Source organism: Marivita sp., assembly GCF_017643905.1.
Taxonomy (GTDB): Bacteria; Pseudomonadota; Alphaproteobacteria; order Rhodobacterales; family Rhodobacteraceae; genus Marivita.
Genome location: NZ_JAEPMO010000019.1, coordinates 1 through 16,687, shown reverse-complemented (window position 1 = coordinate 16,687; position 16,687 = coordinate 1). Strand labels below are relative to the sequence as shown.

16 protein-coding genes are annotated in these 16,687 nt (G+C 57.9%); 10 read left to right on the top strand and 6 right to left on the bottom strand.

What is annotated here, in order from left to right; all coding sequences use genetic code 11:
- Positions 1-4: 4 nt before the first annotated feature.
- The 6 genes from JJ869_RS04665 to JJ869_RS04640 are packed head-to-tail and all read right to left on the bottom strand — an operon-like array spanning position 5 to position 7,077.
- Complete coding sequence (locus JJ869_RS04665) at positions 5-571, bottom strand: histidine phosphatase family protein (protein WP_292264920.1); 567 nt, start codon at positions 569-571, stop codon at positions 5-7.
- Positions 572-1,633 carry an ABC transporter ATP-binding protein gene (locus JJ869_RS04660; RefSeq protein ID WP_292264918.1) on the bottom strand — a complete coding sequence of 354 codons (1,062 nt, stop codon included), beginning with the start codon at positions 1,631-1,633 and terminating at the stop codon, positions 572-574.
- An 11-nt stretch (positions 1,634-1,644) separates the two neighbouring features.
- The gene (locus JJ869_RS04655; protein ID WP_292264917.1) at positions 1,645-3,861 is read right to left on the bottom strand and encodes an iron ABC transporter permease; all 2,217 of its coding nucleotides are present in this window, start codon (positions 3,859-3,861) and stop codon (positions 1,645-1,647) included.
- Entirely contained in the window at positions 3,862-4,887 is a 1,026-nt protein-coding gene (locus JJ869_RS04650) for an ABC transporter substrate-binding protein (RefSeq protein ID WP_292264916.1), read from the bottom strand. It abuts the gene before it with no gap.
- 58 nt (positions 4,888-4,945) lie between these two features.
- A complete protein-coding gene (locus JJ869_RS04645) occupies positions 4,946-5,419 on the bottom strand; it encodes an NUDIX domain-containing protein (RefSeq protein WP_292264915.1) in 474 nt (157 codons plus the stop codon).
- Positions 5,416-7,077 (bottom strand): Na/Pi cotransporter family protein, encoded by a 1,662-nt coding sequence (locus JJ869_RS04640; protein ID WP_292264914.1) that lies wholly within the window; start codon positions 7,075-7,077, stop codon positions 5,416-5,418. Before JJ869_RS04640 ends, JJ869_RS04645 begins: the two co-directional genes overlap by 4 nt.
- Positions 7,078-7,244: 167 nt before the next feature.
- Between JJ869_RS04640 and JJ869_RS04635 the strand changes: the two genes are divergently transcribed.
- The 10 genes from JJ869_RS04635 to ugpC form a co-directional block, all read left to right on the top strand.
- On the top strand, positions 7,245-8,060 hold the full coding sequence (locus tag JJ869_RS04635; protein WP_292264912.1) for a DeoR/GlpR family DNA-binding transcription regulator: 816 nt from the start codon (positions 7,245-7,247) through the stop codon (positions 8,058-8,060).
- A 54-nt stretch (positions 8,061-8,114) separates the two neighbouring features.
- Positions 8,115-9,089: a phosphate/phosphite/phosphonate ABC transporter substrate-binding protein gene (gene phnD, locus JJ869_RS04630; protein ID WP_292264911.1), complete on the top strand. Its 975-nt coding sequence runs from the start codon at positions 8,115-8,117 to the stop codon at positions 9,087-9,089.
- 66 nt (positions 9,090-9,155) lie between these two features.
- On the top strand, positions 9,156-9,950 hold the full coding sequence (phnC, locus tag JJ869_RS04625) for a phosphonate ABC transporter ATP-binding protein (RefSeq protein ID WP_292264909.1): 795 nt from the start codon (positions 9,156-9,158) through the stop codon (positions 9,948-9,950).
- Positions 9,947-10,762 (top strand): phosphonate ABC transporter, permease protein PhnE, encoded by an 816-nt coding sequence (gene phnE, locus JJ869_RS04620; RefSeq protein WP_292264907.1) that lies wholly within the window; start codon positions 9,947-9,949, stop codon positions 10,760-10,762. The genes phnC and phnE (JJ869_RS04620) overlap by 4 nt, the downstream gene beginning before the upstream one ends.
- Entirely contained in the window at positions 10,762-11,577 is an 816-nt protein-coding gene (gene phnE, locus JJ869_RS04615) for a phosphonate ABC transporter, permease protein PhnE (protein ID WP_292264905.1), read from the top strand. The genes phnE (JJ869_RS04620) and phnE (JJ869_RS04615) overlap by 1 nt, the downstream gene beginning before the upstream one ends.
- A 5-nt stretch (positions 11,578-11,582) precedes the next feature.
- Entirely contained in the window at positions 11,583-12,479 is an 897-nt protein-coding gene (locus tag JJ869_RS04610) for a TIGR01459 family HAD-type hydrolase (protein ID WP_292264945.1), read from the top strand.
- Between the two features lie 100 nt (positions 12,480-12,579).
- On the top strand, positions 12,580-13,881 hold the full coding sequence (gene ugpB / locus JJ869_RS04605) for a sn-glycerol-3-phosphate ABC transporter substrate-binding protein UgpB (RefSeq protein ID WP_292264903.1): 1,302 nt from the start codon (positions 12,580-12,582) through the stop codon (positions 13,879-13,881).
- Between the two features lie 54 nt (positions 13,882-13,935).
- On the top strand, positions 13,936-14,817 hold the full coding sequence (ugpA, locus tag JJ869_RS04600) for a sn-glycerol-3-phosphate ABC transporter permease UgpA (protein ID WP_292264901.1): 882 nt from the start codon (positions 13,936-13,938) through the stop codon (positions 14,815-14,817).
- 17 nt (positions 14,818-14,834) lie between these two features.
- Positions 14,835-15,671 carry a sn-glycerol-3-phosphate ABC transporter permease UgpE gene (gene ugpE / locus JJ869_RS04595; RefSeq protein ID WP_292264944.1) on the top strand — a complete coding sequence of 279 codons (837 nt, stop codon included), beginning with the start codon at positions 14,835-14,837 and terminating at the stop codon, positions 15,669-15,671.
- Positions 15,672-15,675: 4 nt separating this feature from the next.
- The coding region (ugpC, locus tag JJ869_RS04590; RefSeq protein WP_292264899.1) for a sn-glycerol-3-phosphate ABC transporter ATP-binding protein UgpC at positions 15,676-16,687 on the top strand (1,012 nt) is incomplete at its 3' end.

Below are 16,687 nucleotides of genomic sequence, written 5' to 3'. Positions count from 1 at the left end.
CGGGTCAGGCTATTGGCCTCCACCCGTGATCTGGACGCAGGGACGCCAGATCTGCGGTCCAATAGTGACCCTGTCCCGGCTGATCATGGGCGCGGTCGATCTCCAGGCCGCACAGCTGGCAGTAGAGCAGGGTGCCCACAGCGCCATGTGTGACAATGGCCAGATCGCCATCTTTATGCTGCGCCGTGATGTCGTGTACGGCCTGCACAATCCGCGCTTGGGCAGCACGTGCGGTTTCCCAGCCTTTGAAGCTTGTCTCAGGGTTGACAAAGAACGCATCGGCGGCGGCTTCGAAACGTGGAGGCGGCAGAAAGCCTGTTGCGCTTCGGTCGTTCTCGCCAAGCCGCGCATCCACGGCGATGGGCAGATCGCGAGGTCGGGCAAGAATAACGGCCGTTTCGCACGCCTTTGTTTCGGTGCTGGACCAGATATGCGTGACTGACGCCATCTGATCCGACCCGGCAAACAGCGCGGCCCGGTGCCGACCGGTTTCGTTCAAGCCCCAGTCACGCACAGGGATATGGGGGTCAACGACGACCTCTGGATGCGTGATGATCAAAAGGCGTGGCATTTATTCGGGCAAGAGTACCGGGCCTTTGGCCGCAAACCCCATCCGCACTTCGGTTCCGGGTTCAAGCGGTGTATCGACATTGTCATGGACTGCGAAGACCTGACCGAATTTTCCGGTAAGCGTGTATTCCATCCGCACGCCCACATAGGTCGCCTTGGCAACAGTAGCGGGAACACCCTGTTCCGTGTCAATCACCAGCCGAGACGGTCGCACGGCGATGGTTGCCGCGCCGGGCGACAGACCACGCGACGGCAGGGTGTGGCGATAGCCTTCGATCTCGATGGTGGCCATGTCGCCATCGACCGAGACGATCTCGCAGGGCAGCAGGTTTGCCTCACCGATGAAGTCGGCGACAAACCGGTCATTTGGGGCATCGTAGAGCTGACGCGGTGTGCCCATCTGGGCAATGGCCGCGTTGCGCATCACGACGATCTCATCCGACACGGCCAGCGCCTCTTCCTGATCATGGGTCACATAAACCACCGTCAGACCAAGGTCTTTCTGGATCGCACGGATGTCTTCGCGTACCTGACGGCGCAGCTTTGCGTCGAGGTTGGACAGAGGTTCGTCGAAGAGCAGTACCTGCGGTTCCAGAACCAGCGCCCGCGCAACGGCCACGCGCTGCTGCTGGCCGCCGGACAGTTCGGACGGTAGGCGGCTGTCAAAACCTTTGAGGCCTACAAGGTCCAGACCCGCAAGTGCGCGACTGCGGGCTTCCGGCTTGGCGAAGCCCGAGAAGGTCAGGCCATACATGACGTTCTCCAATACCGTCATATGCGGGAAGAGCGCGTAGGATTGAAATACCATCGACACATCGCGGTCGGTCGCCGGTAGCTTGGTCACATCGCGGTCACCGATCAGTATCTTGCCGGATGTCGCCATCTCAAGCCCTGCGATCATCCGCAGTGTTGTGGTCTTGCCGCAGCCAGACGGACCCAGAAGGGTCACCAGTTTGCCAGCATCGACATGCAGGTCGATATTGTCGACTGCCCGGACGTCTTTGCCGAAAACCTTGGAGACTCCGTCAAAGCGGACCGGCGCGGCTTTGGATTGTATCGTCATCTCAGGATCTCCTAGACATTGGTCCGAGACTGGCTCATCCGCCGCCCGATCTGGGTGCGTCCGACAATCAGCTGCATTGCGCCAACGACCGCCAGCATCACGAAAATCAGCGTGGTGGAATAGGCGATGGCGAGGCCGTAATCGTTATTCTCGACCCGACCGATGATATAACTGGTCGCCATGTCGTACTCGGCCGAGACAAGAAAGATCACCGCCGAAATCGCCGTCATCGCCCGGACAAAGCTGTAAACCAGCGCGGCCAGGATCGCGGGCCGCAGCAGCGGCAGGATGACCCTGCGGAAGGTTTGCCACGAGTTTGCGCCAAGCGTGAGCGAGGACTCATCAAGGCTCCGGTCGAGTTGTGACATGGAGGCGATGCCAGCCCTCACACCCACCGGCATGTTGCGGAAGATGAAGCTGATCACGAGGATCACGCCGGTTCCCGTGATCTCAATCGGCGGCACGTTGAAGGCAAGGATGTAGCTGACACCGATCACGGTGCCGGGAATGGCAAAGGACAGCATCGTCCCGAACTCGAACGCGTTTTTCCCGGCAAAGCTTTGGCGGGTCAGCAGATAGGCGGTCACCAGACCCACCGCCGCTGTGAGCGGGGCGGCAATCGCGGCGATGGTGATGGTGGTCCAGAAGCTGTCCCACGCGGCTCCAGTCCAGCGGATACCTTCCTCTTCGAACCGAACCGAGAACGCCGTGACATAGTGCTTGAAGGTGAGAGAGTTGTTGACCCCCCAAAGCTCGACCACGCTGCCATAGATGATCATGGCATAGACTGCCGCGGTGAAGAGTGCCCATCCAAGTGCGACGACGATGACCGGGATCGCCAGCCCTTTCGGCATCAGCGGATGAACCCCGGAATCTCCTTTGCCCGTGACAGTGGTGTAACTTTTCTTTCCGAGCCACATGCGCTGTGCGTAAAAGGCCGACAGGGTGAAAAACAGCAGCACAATCGCCAGCACAGCAGCGCGGCCCTGATCGTATTGCGCGCCGACGATGGCGAAGAAGATTTCGGTCGAGAGCACGTCGAAATTGCCGCCAAGCACCAGAGGATTGCCGAAATCGGCCATGCTTTCGATGAAGCCCAGCAGGAACGCATTGGCGAGACCGGGCCGCATCAACGGTAATGAGACCGTCTTGAATGTCTGCCAGCGGTTTGCCCGCAAGGTTTGTGCGGCTTCTTCCATGGAAGGAGACACACCTTCGACAACGCCGATCAACACCAGAAAGGCGATGGGGGTAAAAGCAAGGGTTTGTGCGATCAGAACACCCGGCATCCCGTAGAGCCATCGTGTAGGTGTCAGGTCAAAGAGTTCTGCGACGAACTGAGTGACTGTGCCGGACAGGCCAAAGAGCAGGATCAGCGCAAGGCCGATCACGAAAGGTGGGGTGATGATCGGGAGAACTGTCAGGGCGCGCAACGCACGCTTGTAGCGAAAGCCGGAGCGGGTGACGACAAGTGCGAAGGCAAGACCGAGCGCCGTTGTGATGAATCCGACCATGATGGCGAGGAAGAGCGAATTCCATGCGGCTCCGCATCGCGCACCCCACAAACACCCCAGCCCCCAAAGGCGGTCGTCAAAGAACTTGGCAAAAAAGACCGAAATGGAATACGCGCCGTCCTCTGTCACGAACGCTGCGAACAGCATCTTTGCGATGGGAAAGAACACGAAGGCGGTCACGATTGTAATCACGCCGCCAATCGCGCTGACCACGAAGACGTCGCCGTTGATCGCCCCGCGGGCGGCGATGCCTTGGGTCAGCAGAAATAGAAAAGCGGTGGCGCAGATCATCGCGCCATAGCCCATGCCGAACTGGCGCAGACGAATGTCGCCGAAAAGCGAGCCCAGCCAATCGTAGTTGAAGCCGCGAATGCCGATTGAGAAGCCCTGTGCAATCAACCAGCCGAATCCCAATGTCCCTGACAGGATCAGGATTCGGGAATAGACCGGGTCAGATTTAACGCGGCCCAGCACCAGAAGGGGCAGGGCCAGCGGGATGAGAAGAGGGGCGAGCCAAGTCTTTTCGCCCTGTCCGATCAAGAAGGCGGCAGGCGCATAATCTTCGTCGAATGGATAGCCATCGAAGAGCCACTCGAACGACCATAGACCGTCCTCCACCATGTACCATGGCAGAAGGCAGTACCCGACCCACCCGGCAAGGATCCAGAAGATCAGTACCGGGTGGGAGGTCTTATCAGTCGTCGAAGCGCGCACTTACTGCGGCAAGGTCGAGACGTCTTCGTCCCACTTCTGCAGCAACCGCTTGCGTTCGTCGGACGAGCCATACTTCTTGAAGTCGTAGTTGATCAGCTTGATCGTCGACATATCCGGCGCGCTTTCCGAAGTCTGTGCGCCTTTGTTGGACGGAACCTGGAACGCGTTGACCTGAAGCGCGAGGTTCTGTGCCTCGGAGCTCAGCGCCCAGTCATAGAACTTCTTGGCTTCTTCCTCGTTGCGGGCACCGTCGATGATCGACATGGAGCCGATCTCGTAGCCGGTGCCTTCGCAGGGGGCGACGACCTTGATCGGGAAACCTGCGACGGCCTGTGCTACGGCGTCATGCATAAAGACGATACCGATGGTGCTTTCGCCCCGGCCCGCCGCCTTGATCGGGGCAGAGCCCGACTTGGTGTACTGGTTGATGTTGGCGTGCAGGCCCTTCATGTACTCGAAGCCTTCGTCCTCGCCGAAAATTTGCACCATGGACGCAAGCGTGGTGTACGCAGTGCCCGATGAATTGGGGTTCGCCATCTGGACATGGCCTTTGTACTCGGGCTTCAGAAGGTCCTTCCAGCACGCCGGTTCAGGCAGGTTGTTGGCGGCCAAAAGATCGGTGTTGTAGCCGTATCCAAGCGCTCCGGAATAAATGCCGATGGTCCGGTTTCCGGCGCTTTCGGCCTGCGAAATGGCCCAGTCATGCAACTGATCGCGCATCGGGGAGACATATTCCATCGTCAGGCCTTCTTCAGCCGCCTGCAGATGCGGGTCACCCGTGCCACCCCACCAGACATCGCCTTTGGGGTTGGACGCTTCGGCGCGGATTTGCGCAAAGGTTTCTCCCGAGGATTTGCGTGTCATGTCCACGTCGATCCCGGTTGCTTCTTCAAAGCCACGTGCCATCAGTTGGCACCACTCTTCCTGCGCGGAGCAATAGAGCGTGAGTTTATCAGCTTGCGCGGCCGACACTGACGCAGCCAGCGCTATCGCGGTCCCCAAAGCTGTTGTGGTAAATTTCTTCATGGTTCTCCTCCCTTGGATTTCAGTTTGTCCGGGTTTCCCGGTTATTTCGTGCTCGTGATTACGCGGACCTCCGCATGTCTTCGATGATGGCGACCAACTTCTTTTTCTCTGCAACTTCCCGCAGAAGGGTCGACAGCTCTTTTTCTTCGACCAGCTTCGACGCCTTTCGTGCTGAAAACCAATGGCGCTTTCTTTGTTTGCGTTCTTTCCAGCGTCGTTTGAGTTTCTCGACAACCATTGGATAAAGAATGACGCGGCACCGCGTTTTCGTGCCGTCGTCCATCCGCTTGTCATAGTGGTAGTGACCAATCGGTGTGTTCGAGATAAACCCGACAGCTCCGGCTTCTTCCAAAGCTTCAATTTCTGCAGCCTGCCAGGGCTTGGCTCCGTCCATTTGCCAGCCTTTCGGCATCACCCAGCGCCCGCGATCCCGCGATGTCACCATGAGAACACGCAGTTTTCCGTTCTTGTCCCAATGCACCGGCAGGGCGGCAATCTGATCAATCACGGGCTTTTCTTTGACCTTGCTCATGCTGTTCCTCCAACGGTTCGAGGACGGGCAAGACGGCTTTCCAGCAAGTCGCCGGTTTCCTCGGCGATGGGGTAGGCGACATAAGTCAGCGCGGCGTTGATCTGCTTGAGAACACGCAGGGTTTCCTGATGGATGTTGGTGGTTTCAATGCTTGCCATTCCCCCGCGTTGCAGCCGTTTGAGATGGCGTTCCTGCAGTTTTTGCTCTTCGATGCGAATGCGGTCTTTCTCGGCCACGAGCTGACGCGCCGCTTCGGCATCTCCGGTGGTCAATACGCTGAGCGCAAGCTGGCCGTTGGTGACGATCTGGTCGTGAAAATGAGCAATGTCTTCAAGGCCCTCATCGGAGAAGGTGATGGCTTCGTCCGACATCTTTTTTGCCAACCCGACAAGGCTGGTTGCAATGCGATCCGCAGCTTCTTCCAGGCTGTTGGCCATTGCCACGATCTCGAGCGTTTTCTTGTCCTGATCGGGGTCGATGTTGTTCTCGCGCAGTCGAGACACGTAAATCTTTGTCTCGAAATGCATCCGGTCGATTTCGTCCTCACGACGCTCGATCATGCGCGCCTGTTCGGCATCCCAGTTGCGGAAGAGATGCATCACGGAGATGAGAATGGACTGCACTGTCTCCGACATTCGCAACAGCTCTCGTTGGGCGCAGGCCAATGCAAGAGGCGGATGATCGAGAGCGTTGACGTCCAGTGCGCTGAGAGAGGGCGTCTCCTTCGTGATGTGGCGGGGCAGCGTCGCATTGGCGATGCGGATGATGATCCCGGTCAATGGCAGCGCAACAAGGAGAAGTGTTCCGTTCAACAGTATATGCAGCGCAACAACCTGATTGGCCACGTTTCCGCCGAGCAGGCTAAGATCTACGGTGCCGCTGATCAGGATGATCAGGAAAACGACCGTCATGCAGCCGCGGGCCACGAGGTTTCCAAGGACGACAAGGCGGGCAGGGCGCTCGGCATTCCACAAGAGCGCAAATGGAATTGCGGCTCCGCCTAGGTTGGCACCAATCACCAAAGCGGCAGCAACCGGTGCTGTGATCAGGCCTGTTGCCGCAAAAGTCGCAAAGGTGAGAACAGCTGCAAGGCTCGAATGCATGGCCCATGTCAGAACCGCACCAAGCACATAAGCGCTGACAAGGTCGTCCCTGAAGTAGGCCGCTATGCTTTGGATAATCGCGTTATCGCCAATTGGGGCGGTCGCTTCGCGGATCATGCCCAGCGATATGAAAACAAGTGCCAAGCCGATGATGATACGCCCGACCTGTTTGGTCTTTCGGGTGTTGGCTTTGAAGAACGCGGTAACCCCGATCAGAAGAACGAACGGAAGAATGCTGTCGACGGGCAAGATCAGAACACGCGTCATCAGGGCTGAACCCAATTCGGCACCAAGGACCAAGGCAAGCGCCGTTTGCGCAGCGAGCATGCCTGATACGGCGAAGCCCGCGCTGATCAGGGCCACGGCGGTTGCGCTTTGCATGACCATTGCTGCAAAACTGCCCCCGGCGGCTGCGGAAATCGCGTTTCCGGAGAGGCGTTTTAGTCCGGATTTCAGCTCGGGCATGAAAGCGCGTTCAACACCTGTCCGGATCAGCCGCGTCGACCAAAGAAGCAGCGCCACTGCCGCTGCAAGTTGTGCGGCAAGCACAATCATGTCGCGTTTTCCGAACCAGCATTACGTCGAGGCATGTTGAACAGTACACCTTCTTTTCTTGGTCTATCTAAAAATCTGACCATTCTGTTGAGGCTTATGCAACAAAAATATTTGCAAAATGCAGGAAAGACCACAAAACTGGTGAGGTATTCGAGTCGGGACGATCAATGTCAAACACGGAAACTCAGGATTTCAATGCAGAGATCGGACCTGTCCGGCTCAAAAAATCCGACCGGCGTCGTCAAATCCTACTCGAGTTAAAGTTGCGCCCACATGTGCGTATCAGCGAGCTGGCCCGACGTTTCAACGTCTCGACCGAGACAGTGCGGCGGGATGTGGATGCCCTTTCAGACGACGGCCTCATCTCACGTGCGCATGGCGGAGCGTCTGCACCAGCGCAGGGGCATTATCCGGGCCTTGATGAACGTACGAACACCCATGTCGACGAGCGCGAGCGGATCGGCCTCAAGGCCGCCGAATTGGTTCAGGACGGCGAGACGGTAATGATCGATTCTGGCTCCACCACCATTCAACTTGCGCGGGCTCTGGCCTTTCGCGGCACGCAATGCACGGTGATCACGAATTCGATCCCAGTCGCCATGACCATCGGCCATGGTGTTCCTGAGGTTCTGTTGTGTCCCGGCGAGTACCTCGCGGCGGAATCGGCAGTCATCGGGACTGAGACCCTCGAATTTCTTGCACGGTTCAACGTGGACCGCTGTATGATTGGCGCGTCCGGGTTATCATCCGAGGGGCCTTCGGAAACGGTCCGTGGCTTTGCGGCGGTGAAGCGGATGATGCTCAGCCGGGCGACGAAACGCCACCTTCTGATCGACTCGCGCAAGTTTGGACGGAAGGGGTTGGCACATGTAGGAGAGATGGCTGACCTTAACTCGATCGTCGTCGACGCGCGCCCCAAAGGCGATCTTCTGGCGTCGTTAGACGGAGCGGAAGTGGAGGTCATCGTCGCTCAAGAGACTTGATTTGAAGGCAACACAAAGCGGCGAAAAACGCCGTATCAATGGGAGGAAAGACATATGAAACTGGACATCAAACTGTTGTTGGGGGCATCTGCTATCGCGTTGATGTCGTTTGGCACAACCGCGTCCGCACAAGACTGCCCGCGCGGCGATCTGGACGAGCGCTTCTGCGACGTTGACGGCGATCTTCTGGCGGATACGCCAACCGATCCAGCAGATCTCGTAGACCCGGATACGCTCATTTTTGCGTACACCCCTGTCGAAGATCCGGCGGTTTACAAAGAAGCATGGTCGGATTTCCTGACCCATCTGGAAAAAGAAACCGGCAAATCGGTCGTTTTTTTCCCCGTTCAGAATAACGCCGCCCAGATCGAGGCAATGCGCTCTGGTCGTCTGCACATCGCTGGTTTCAACACCGGGTCCAACCCTCTTGCGGTGAACTGCGCAGGGTTCAATCCGTTCACCATCATGGCGTCGGAAGACGGCAATTTCGGCTATGAGATGGAGATCATCACCTATCCCGGCTCTGGCATCACGTCTCCCGCCGACATCAAGGGCAAGCAGCTTGCGTTCACGTCGCCTACATCGAACTCTGGTTTCAAAGCGCCGTCTGCGATCTTGAAGGCCGAGTTTGGCCTCGAAGCGGAAAAGGATTTCGAGCCTGTTTTTTCGGGCAAGCATGACAACTCGATCCTCGGTGTTGCCAACAAGGATTACCCCGCTGCTGCAATCGCCAATTCAGTGATGAGCCGGATGATCGAACGCGACGTCATTTCGCCCGATCAGGTGACTTCGATCTACAAATCCCAGACTTTTCCGACGACCGGTTTCGGCACCGCGCATAACCTGACACCCGAGTTGAAAGAGAAGATCAAGAACGCGTTCTTCAATTTCGAATGGGAAGGCACAACGCTCAAGGCCGAGTTCGAGAAGTCGAACGAAGGTCAGTTCCTGCCCATGACCTACAAGGAATTCTGGGACGTGATCCGCAAGATCGACGCGGCCAATGGCGTTTCGTACGCCTGCGAGTAATCCAAATTCTCTACGAAAGACAGGCCCGTCATGGGCCTGTCACATTGCCGCGTTAGGGGCCTTCTTATGCTGCGTCTTCAAAAACTTACAAAAACATACAAGACCGGTGATCAGGCACTGAAAGCCATTGATCTCGAAGTCCCCAAAGGTCAGGTTCTGGCTCTTATCGGGCCGTCCGGTGCGGGCAAGTCCACTATGATCCGCTGTATCAACAGGTTGGTTGAACCCACCAGCGGGGCTGTGATGCTGGACGACACGGACCTTACCAAACTTGGACCGGGTGCGTTGCGGCGGGCGCGACGCGAAATGGGAATGATCTTTCAGGAATACGCGCTGGTCGAACGCCTGACCGTGATGGAAAACGTGCTGTCCGGGCGTTTGGGCTATGTCGGTTTCTGGCGCAGTTTCCTGCGGCGCTACCCGCAAAGCGATGTCGACGAGGCATTCCGTTTGTTGGACAGGGTCGGTCTTTTGCATATGGCCGACAAACGTGCCGACGAATTGTCTGGCGGGCAGCGTCAGCGTGTCGGGATTTGCAGGGCTCTCATTCAGAACCCGAAGCTTTTGCTGGTCGATGAACCCACGGCATCGCTTGATCCAAAGACCAGCCGTCAGATCATGCGGTTGATCACGGAACTCTGCCGGGAACGCGGACTGGCGGCGATCATCAATATTCACGATGTAGCGCTGGCGCAGATGTTCGTACCGCGCATCGTAGGTCTGCGCTTTGGTGAGATCGTCTTCGATGGCGTGCCTGTGGCTTTGACGCCCGAAAAGCTGACCGAGATTTACGGCGAAGAAGATTGGGAAGCGACCATCGAAGCAGTCGATGACGATGAAGACGTCGAGGCCGCACAATGAGTCACCGTGAACTGGACGACATGCTGGGCAGAAAGTGGCGCAAGCCGCATTTTGTCACAAACCCCGTACTACGGTGGAGCCTGATCTTCGGCTTCATTGCCTATCTGATCGCCGCCTTCATGACCATCGAGGTCGATTGGGGTCGGGTCTATGAAGGCCTGGATCGCGGTTGGCAATTCATTCTCGCGTTCACGCGTCCCGATTTCATCAGCCGGGCCGGGGACATCTGGGGCGGTTTGCTGGAAAGCATCGTGATGACCGTCGCAGCCTCTGTGGTGGGCATCCTTATCTCGATCCCGATCGGGCTGGGCGCTGCGCGCAACATCGCGCCCCTGCCGGTTTACATGATCTGTCGCGGCATCGTGGCCATCAGCCGTGCGCTTCAGGAAATCATTGTCGCAATCCTTCTGGTGGCGATCTTCGGCTTTGGTCCACTGGCCGGGTTCCTGACGCTGTCTTTCGCAACAATCGGCTTCCTTTCCAAGCTCTTGGCTGAGGACATTGAATCCATGGACAAGGTACAGGCCGAGGCCATCCGGGCGTCGGGCGCCAAGTGGATGCAGTGGATCAACTATGGTGTGCAACCACAGGTCATGCCACGATTAATCGGCCTTTCAATCTACCGCGTCGACATCAATTTCCGGGAAAGTGCAATCCTTGGCCTCGTGGGTGCCGGAGGGATCGGCGCGACGTTGAACACCGCTTTTGACCGATACGAGTACGACACTGCTGCCGCAATTCTCATCCTGATCATCGGGATCGTCATGATGCTGGAGTATCTGTCGGGCGTCATCAGGGCGAGGGTGCAGTAATGCCGGTGCTTGAAAAAGACGGTGCTCAGATCTGGCGTCGGCACACGCTGCGCGAAAAGCTGGTGCGTTGGTTTGGCTGGCTTCTGGGCCTTCTCGTGTTTGCCATTTGTTGGCAGATCATCTCGGAATCGACCACTTGGTTTTTCGTCTGGGACGCTCCACGCATCGCCAATGACATCTGGACCCGTGCCACGCCACCACGCTGGGAATACATCACCCAACTGGGTCGCCCGATCTGGGACACGTTGAACATTGCTACATTGGGAACGATCATCGCTTTGTTCCTTGCCGTTCCGGTCGCATTCCTGGCCGCGCGCAACACAACACCTTCCGCTCTTTTCATCCGCCCCGTTGCGCTGCTGATCATCGTGTCCACCCGGTCGATCAATTCCCTGATCTGGGCTTTGCTGTTGATTGCAATCATCGGACCCGGCGTCTTTGCCGGGGTGATCGCCATTGCGATCCGATCCATCGGGTTCTGCGCAAAACTGCTGTATGAAGCCATCGAAGAGATCGACCACACACAGGTCGAAGCCATAACTGCAACAGGCGCGTCGCGTTGGCAGGTGATGGCCTATGGTATCGTTCCACAGATCCTTCCGGCATTTGCAGGGATCGCGGTGTTCCGCTGGGACATCAATATCCGGGAATCCACGGTATTGGGCCTTGTTGGTGCGGGCGGTATCGGATTGCAGCTTTCGTCCTCGCTGAACGTCCTCGCTTGGCCTCAAGTCAGTCTCATTCTCCTTGTAATCCTTGCCGCAGTTGTCATCAGCGAATGGGTGTCGGCGAAAGTCCGGGGGGCCATCATTTGACGGTGATGTCGAGCGAAACCGCCTTCGAGGCTTACGAATCCGTGCGGAATCGGCTGCCGGTGGTTCGGCCGTCGGCAGCAGGCTTCCAGCGTGTGGCAACGCTTGCCGATATCGCCGATGTCTTTGATGTGTTCTTACTGGACGCCTTTGGAGTTCTTAACATCGGAGAGGCGGCAATCCCTGGAACGCCCGAGCGGATCGCGAACCTCAAGGCGGCGGGCAAACGCGTTTTGGTCGTCTCCAATGCAGCCGGATTTCCACATGCGGCGCTGATGGAGAAATACAGTCGACTTGGCTACGACTTTGCGGCTGAGGACGTGATCACCAGCCGCGTCACACTGCTTGCGGGCCTGAATGGTCGAAAGAACCTGCATTGGGGACTGATGGCCACTCGGAGCACAGGCTTGCGTGACCTCGAAGATTTGACCCTGACCTATCTTGAAGAAGACCCGGCGGCCTATGACGCGGTTGAGGGCTTCCTGCTTGTTGGAAGCGCCGCATGGACGGAAGAGCGGCAGGCGCTTTTGGAAAACGCACTCAGAAAGCACCCACGTCCAGTTCTTGTCGGAAATCCGGATATTGTCGCACCGCGCGAAACGGGATTTTCTGTCGAGCCGGGACATTTCGCCCACAGGCTTGCTGACCGGACCGGGATCAGTCCGGAATTCTATGGCAAACCCTTTCCTGACATTTTCGATCTCGCCTTCAAACGATTGGGAAATGTAGATCGGTCTCGTGTGCTGATGGTTGGTGACAGTCTGCACACCGACATCCTTGGAGCGCGCACTGTCGGGATCGCCTCCGCACTTGTTGCGGATTACGGATTTTTTGCGGGGCAAGATGCAGAAAAGGCCGTTTTGGCCAGCGGTATCGTCCCCGATTTCATAGTGGAGCGACCATGACAGAAACCTTTGTCATGATCGCTCCACCAAACGCGATGTCAAATCGCGAAACCGGGATGGGTTGTCTGTCCTGGTCGTTCAGTCACAGAGGGAGAACCACATGAAACACACGATCAGCATACTCGCCGCCTCGGCTGTTCTGGGATCGACCCAGGCTGCGATGGCGCAGACCGAAGTCGAATTCTGGCATGCTTTCACCGGTCGCCTTGGCGAACTGGTGGCCGAGCAGGTCGAAGGCTTCAACAGCTCGCAGTCCGATTACACTGTCGTCGCAACACACAAGGGTAACTATTCCGAGACGCTCAATGCCGGGATCGCGGCGTTCCGCGCGGGCGAACAGCCTGACATCCTGATGGTTTTCGAAGTGGGCACCGCCACGATGATGGGGGCCAAGGGCGCTATCAAACCGGTCTACGCGGTGATGGGGGACGGCTTCGACCAGTCGAAATACATCGGTTCGGTCAAGGGCTACTATACTTCGCCGGAGGGTGACATGCTGTCGTTGCCCTACAACTCGTCCACGCCTGTGCTTTGGGTGAACCGCAACAAGCTGCAGGAAGCGGGCATCGACCCCGACACTGATCTCTCGACTTGGGAACAGGTCGGCACCGTTCTGGACCAGTTGAAAGAGGCGGGAGTGAGCTGCCCGATGACGACCGCGTGGCAGAGCTGGATTCACCTCGAGAACTTCTCGGCCTATCACGATGTGCCGTTTGCAACCAAATCCAACGGCTTTGACGGCACCGATACCGAGCTTGCGTTCAACAGTGCGGCGCAGGTGGCGCATATCGGCGCGATGGGCGAATGGGCCAAGGACGGCAAGTTCATTTATGCCGGTCGTCGCAACGAAGGCGGTGCGAATTTCCGCGCTGGCGAATGTGCACTGTTCACCGAGTCTTCGGCGGGCTATGCCGGGATCAAGGCAGAGGCCCAGTTCGATTTCGAAGTGCGTCCGTTGCCTTATTGGACTGCTGTCGCCAGTGAGCCGCAGAACACCATTATCGGTGGAGCGTCGTTGTGGGTGATGGAGGGGCAGACGGACGAGGAATATGCGGGCGTTGCTGCGTTCCTCGACTTCCTTTCCAGCCCGGAAATCCAGGCCAAGTGGCACCAGGACACCGGCTATCTGCCGATCACGAACGCAGCCGGAGACCTGACCCGTGAACAGGGCTTTTACGACGCCAATCCGGGCACCGATATTGCGGTGATCCAGATGACCGCGAAAGAGCCGACAGCGAACTCCAAGGGTCTGCGCCTTGGATCCTTTGACCAGATCCGCACCATCATCGACGAAGAGCTCGAAGCGGTGTGGTCGGGTGACAAGGACGCGCAGGCGGCGCTCGACAGCGCTGTTGAGCGGGGCAATGCGCTGCTGCGTCGCTTCGAGCAGGCATCCCGGTAACTTGCATTAAAGGAGCGGCTGCCCCCGACTTGGCGGGCAGCCGTTTTGGACCACATGGAAAAGCGCGTTACGTTCAAAGGGATCTGGTCGCCGCTACTGCTGGTGCTGCCGCAGATTCTGATCACCGCCATTTTCTTTTTCTACCCGGCGGGGCAGGCGATCTGGCAATCGCTCTTCATCCCTGATCCGTTCGGTCTGTCCATGCAGTGGGTGGGCTTGGGCAATTTCGAATACTTGCTGTCCGACCGGTTCTACCGAGCGTCTTTCATCACGACAGCGGTGTTCTCAATCCTCGTAACGGTCGTGTCGATGGGGGTCGCGCTCTATCTCGCCATTCTGGCGGATCGGTTGATCAAGGGATCGGGCACGTATCGCACGCTTCTCATCTGGCCCTATGCTGTCGCTCCCGCCGTCGCTGGCGTGCTCTGGCTCTTTATGTTCAACACCCGCGTCGGCGTGGTGACGTGGTATATCGGCCTCTTGGGCTATGATTGGAACCACGTTCTGAACGAAGGCGAGGCGATGGGCCTTGTCGTCGTGGCCAGCGCATGGGGTCGCATCAGCTACAACTTCCTGTTCTTCCTCGCGGGCCTGCAGGCGATCCCGCGCTCGGTGATCGAAGCCGCCGCCATCGACGGCGCGCATTTCTGGACGCGCTTCCGCACCATCGTCTGGCCGCTCTTGTCACCCACCACGTTCTTCCTGCTGGTCGTGAACATCATCTACGCCTTCTTCGAAACCTTTGGCGTGATCCACACGATCACAAGCGGTGGCCCGCAACAGGCGACGACAATCCTTGTCTACAAGGTCTATTCCGACGGCTTCGTGGGACAGGACCTTGGGTCCTCGGCGGCGCAGTCCGTGATCCTTCTGGTGATCGTGTCACTGCTGACCGTGATCCAGTTCAAATACATCGAACGCAAGGTGCACTACTGATGGCAGAGCAAACTGGCATGGTCGAAAAGCGCGGCGCCGGGTTGTGGCTGACCCATCTGGGTCTGATCATTGGCGTTGCCTTCATCTTCTTCCCGATCTGGCTGGCCTTTGTCGCCTCGACGGTGAGCCAGCCCGAAATCGTCCGTCCCCCAATGCCGCTTCTGCCGGGGGACCAGTTCTTCAAAAATTACTCCAAGGCTTTGACAGCTGGTATCAACGCGCCGGTGGCGCTGATGCTGGGCAATTCGCTGTTCATGGCCCTCGGCATCGCCATCGGCAAGATCGCCATCTCGCTGCTCTCGGCCTTCGCGATCGTCTACTTCAAGTTTCCGGGGAAAAAGCTGTTCTTCTGGCTGATCTTCCTCACCCTCATGCTGCCCGTCGAAGTGCGCATTGTGCCGACCTACGAGGTGATCGCGAATTTCGGCATGCTGAACAGCTATCAGGGCCTGATCCTGCCGCTCATCGCATCGGCAACAGCAACGTTCCTGTTCCGTCAGTTCTTCATGACCGTGCCGGATGAGCTGGCCGAGGCCGCGCGGGTCGACGGGGCAGGGCCGATGCGCTTCTTCTTCGACATCCTGCTGCCGATGAGCCGGACAAATATCGCCGCACTCTTCGTCATCCTGTTTATCTACGGCTGGAACCAGTACCTTTGGCCGCTTCTGATCACCACCGATCCGTCGATGAATACCATCGTCATGGGGATCAAGCAGATGTTCCCATCGGGGGACGACATTGCCGACTGGCCAGTGATCATGGCGACGTCAATCCTTGCCATGGTGCCGCCGGTGATCGTGGTCGTGGGCATGCAAAAACTGTTTATCCGTGGGCTTGTGGAAAGCGAGAAATAAGAAAATGGCAACGCTGACCCTCAACAACGTAAAGAAATCCTTCGGCAAGACCGACGTCATTCATGGAGTGTCCATCGACGTGGAAGACGGCGAATTCATTGTGATCGTCGGGCCGTCCGGCTGTGGCAAATCCACGTTGCTGCGCATGGTGGCGGGGCTTGAGACCATCACCGATGGCGAGGTCCAGATCGGCGGGCGGCGCGTCAACGAAGAAGAACCGATGGCCCGCGACATCGCCATGGTGTTTCAGAACTACGCGCTTTACCCGCATATGTCGGTCTTCGACAACATGGCTTACGGGCTCAAGATTACGAAGGTTGATAAGTCCGAAATCGCCGATCGGGTCGCGCAGGCCGCCAAGTTGCTGCAGCTGGAGCCCTATCTGAACCGCAAGCCGCGCGAACTGTCCGGCGGACAGCGTCAACGTGTGGCCATGGGGCGCGCCATCGTCCGCAAGCCTGCGGTTTTCCTGTTCGATGAACCGCTCTCCAACCTCGACGCCAAGCTGCGCGTCCAGATGCGGCTCGAGATCCGGGCGCTTCAACGCGAACTTGGCGTGACGGCACTCTACGTGACCCATGATCAGGTCGAGGCGATGACCATGGCCGACCGTATGATCGTGATGAACGGCGGCGTGGCGGATCAGATCGGCAAGCCGCTCGAGGTCTATGCCAACCCGGCGACCGAATTTGTCGCGGGTTTCATCGGATCGCCGCCCACAAATTTCATTCCGGGAACTTTGCTGGGTCGATCTGAGGGCAACAAGATTGGCATCCGCCCGGAACATATCACGATCTCGGGCACCGGAACGTTGAAAGCACGAGTCACCTATTGCGAGGCCCTCGGCGCAGAAACGCTTGTACACGTAAAAAGCGCGGACGGTTCGAAAATTACCGTTCGCCAGGATGCCAGCTTGCCTTTGCCCCGGGAAGGAATCGAGGTGGGGCTGGAATGGGCGCAATCAAACGAGATGAACTTCGACAAAGACGGCAAGCGTCTGGGTGTTGATCGTCACT

Coding starts and splice junctions, on each gene's coding strand:
- JJ869_RS04660 (WP_292264918.1), bottom strand. CDS start 1,633: ATGACGATACAATCCAAAGCCGCGCCGGTCCGCTTTGACGGAGTCTCC.
- JJ869_RS04640 (WP_292264914.1), bottom strand. CDS start 7,077: ATGATTGTGCTTGCCGCACAACTTGCAGCGGCAGTGGCGCTGCTTCTT.
- JJ869_RS04610 (WP_292264945.1), top strand. CDS start 11,583: ATGTCGAGCGAAACCGCCTTCGAGGCTTACGAATCCGTGCGGAATCGG.
- JJ869_RS04650 (WP_292264916.1), bottom strand. CDS start 4,887: ATGAAGAAATTTACCACAACAGCTTTGGGGACCGCGATAGCGCTGGCT.
- ugpE (WP_292264944.1), top strand. CDS start 14,835: ATGGTCGAAAAGCGCGGCGCCGGGTTGTGGCTGACCCATCTGGGTCTG.
- phnC (WP_292264909.1), top strand. CDS start 9,156: ATGCTGCGTCTTCAAAAACTTACAAAAACATACAAGACCGGTGATCAG.
- JJ869_RS04635 (WP_292264912.1), top strand. CDS start 7,245: ATGTCAAACACGGAAACTCAGGATTTCAATGCAGAGATCGGACCTGTC.
- ugpA (WP_292264901.1), top strand. CDS start 13,936: ATGGAAAAGCGCGTTACGTTCAAAGGGATCTGGTCGCCGCTACTGCTG.
- JJ869_RS04645 (WP_292264915.1), bottom strand. CDS start 5,419: ATGAGCAAGGTCAAAGAAAAGCCCGTGATTGATCAGATTGCCGCCCTG.
- ugpB (WP_292264903.1), top strand. CDS start 12,580: ATGAAACACACGATCAGCATACTCGCCGCCTCGGCTGTTCTGGGATCG.
- phnE (WP_292264905.1), top strand. CDS start 10,762: ATGCCGGTGCTTGAAAAAGACGGTGCTCAGATCTGGCGTCGGCACACG.
- phnE (WP_292264907.1), top strand. CDS start 9,947: ATGAGTCACCGTGAACTGGACGACATGCTGGGCAGAAAGTGGCGCAAG.
- phnD (WP_292264911.1), top strand. CDS start 8,115: ATGAAACTGGACATCAAACTGTTGTTGGGGGCATCTGCTATCGCGTTG.
- JJ869_RS04665 (WP_292264920.1), bottom strand. CDS start 571: ATGCCACGCCTTTTGATCATCACGCATCCAGAGGTCGTCGTTGACCCC.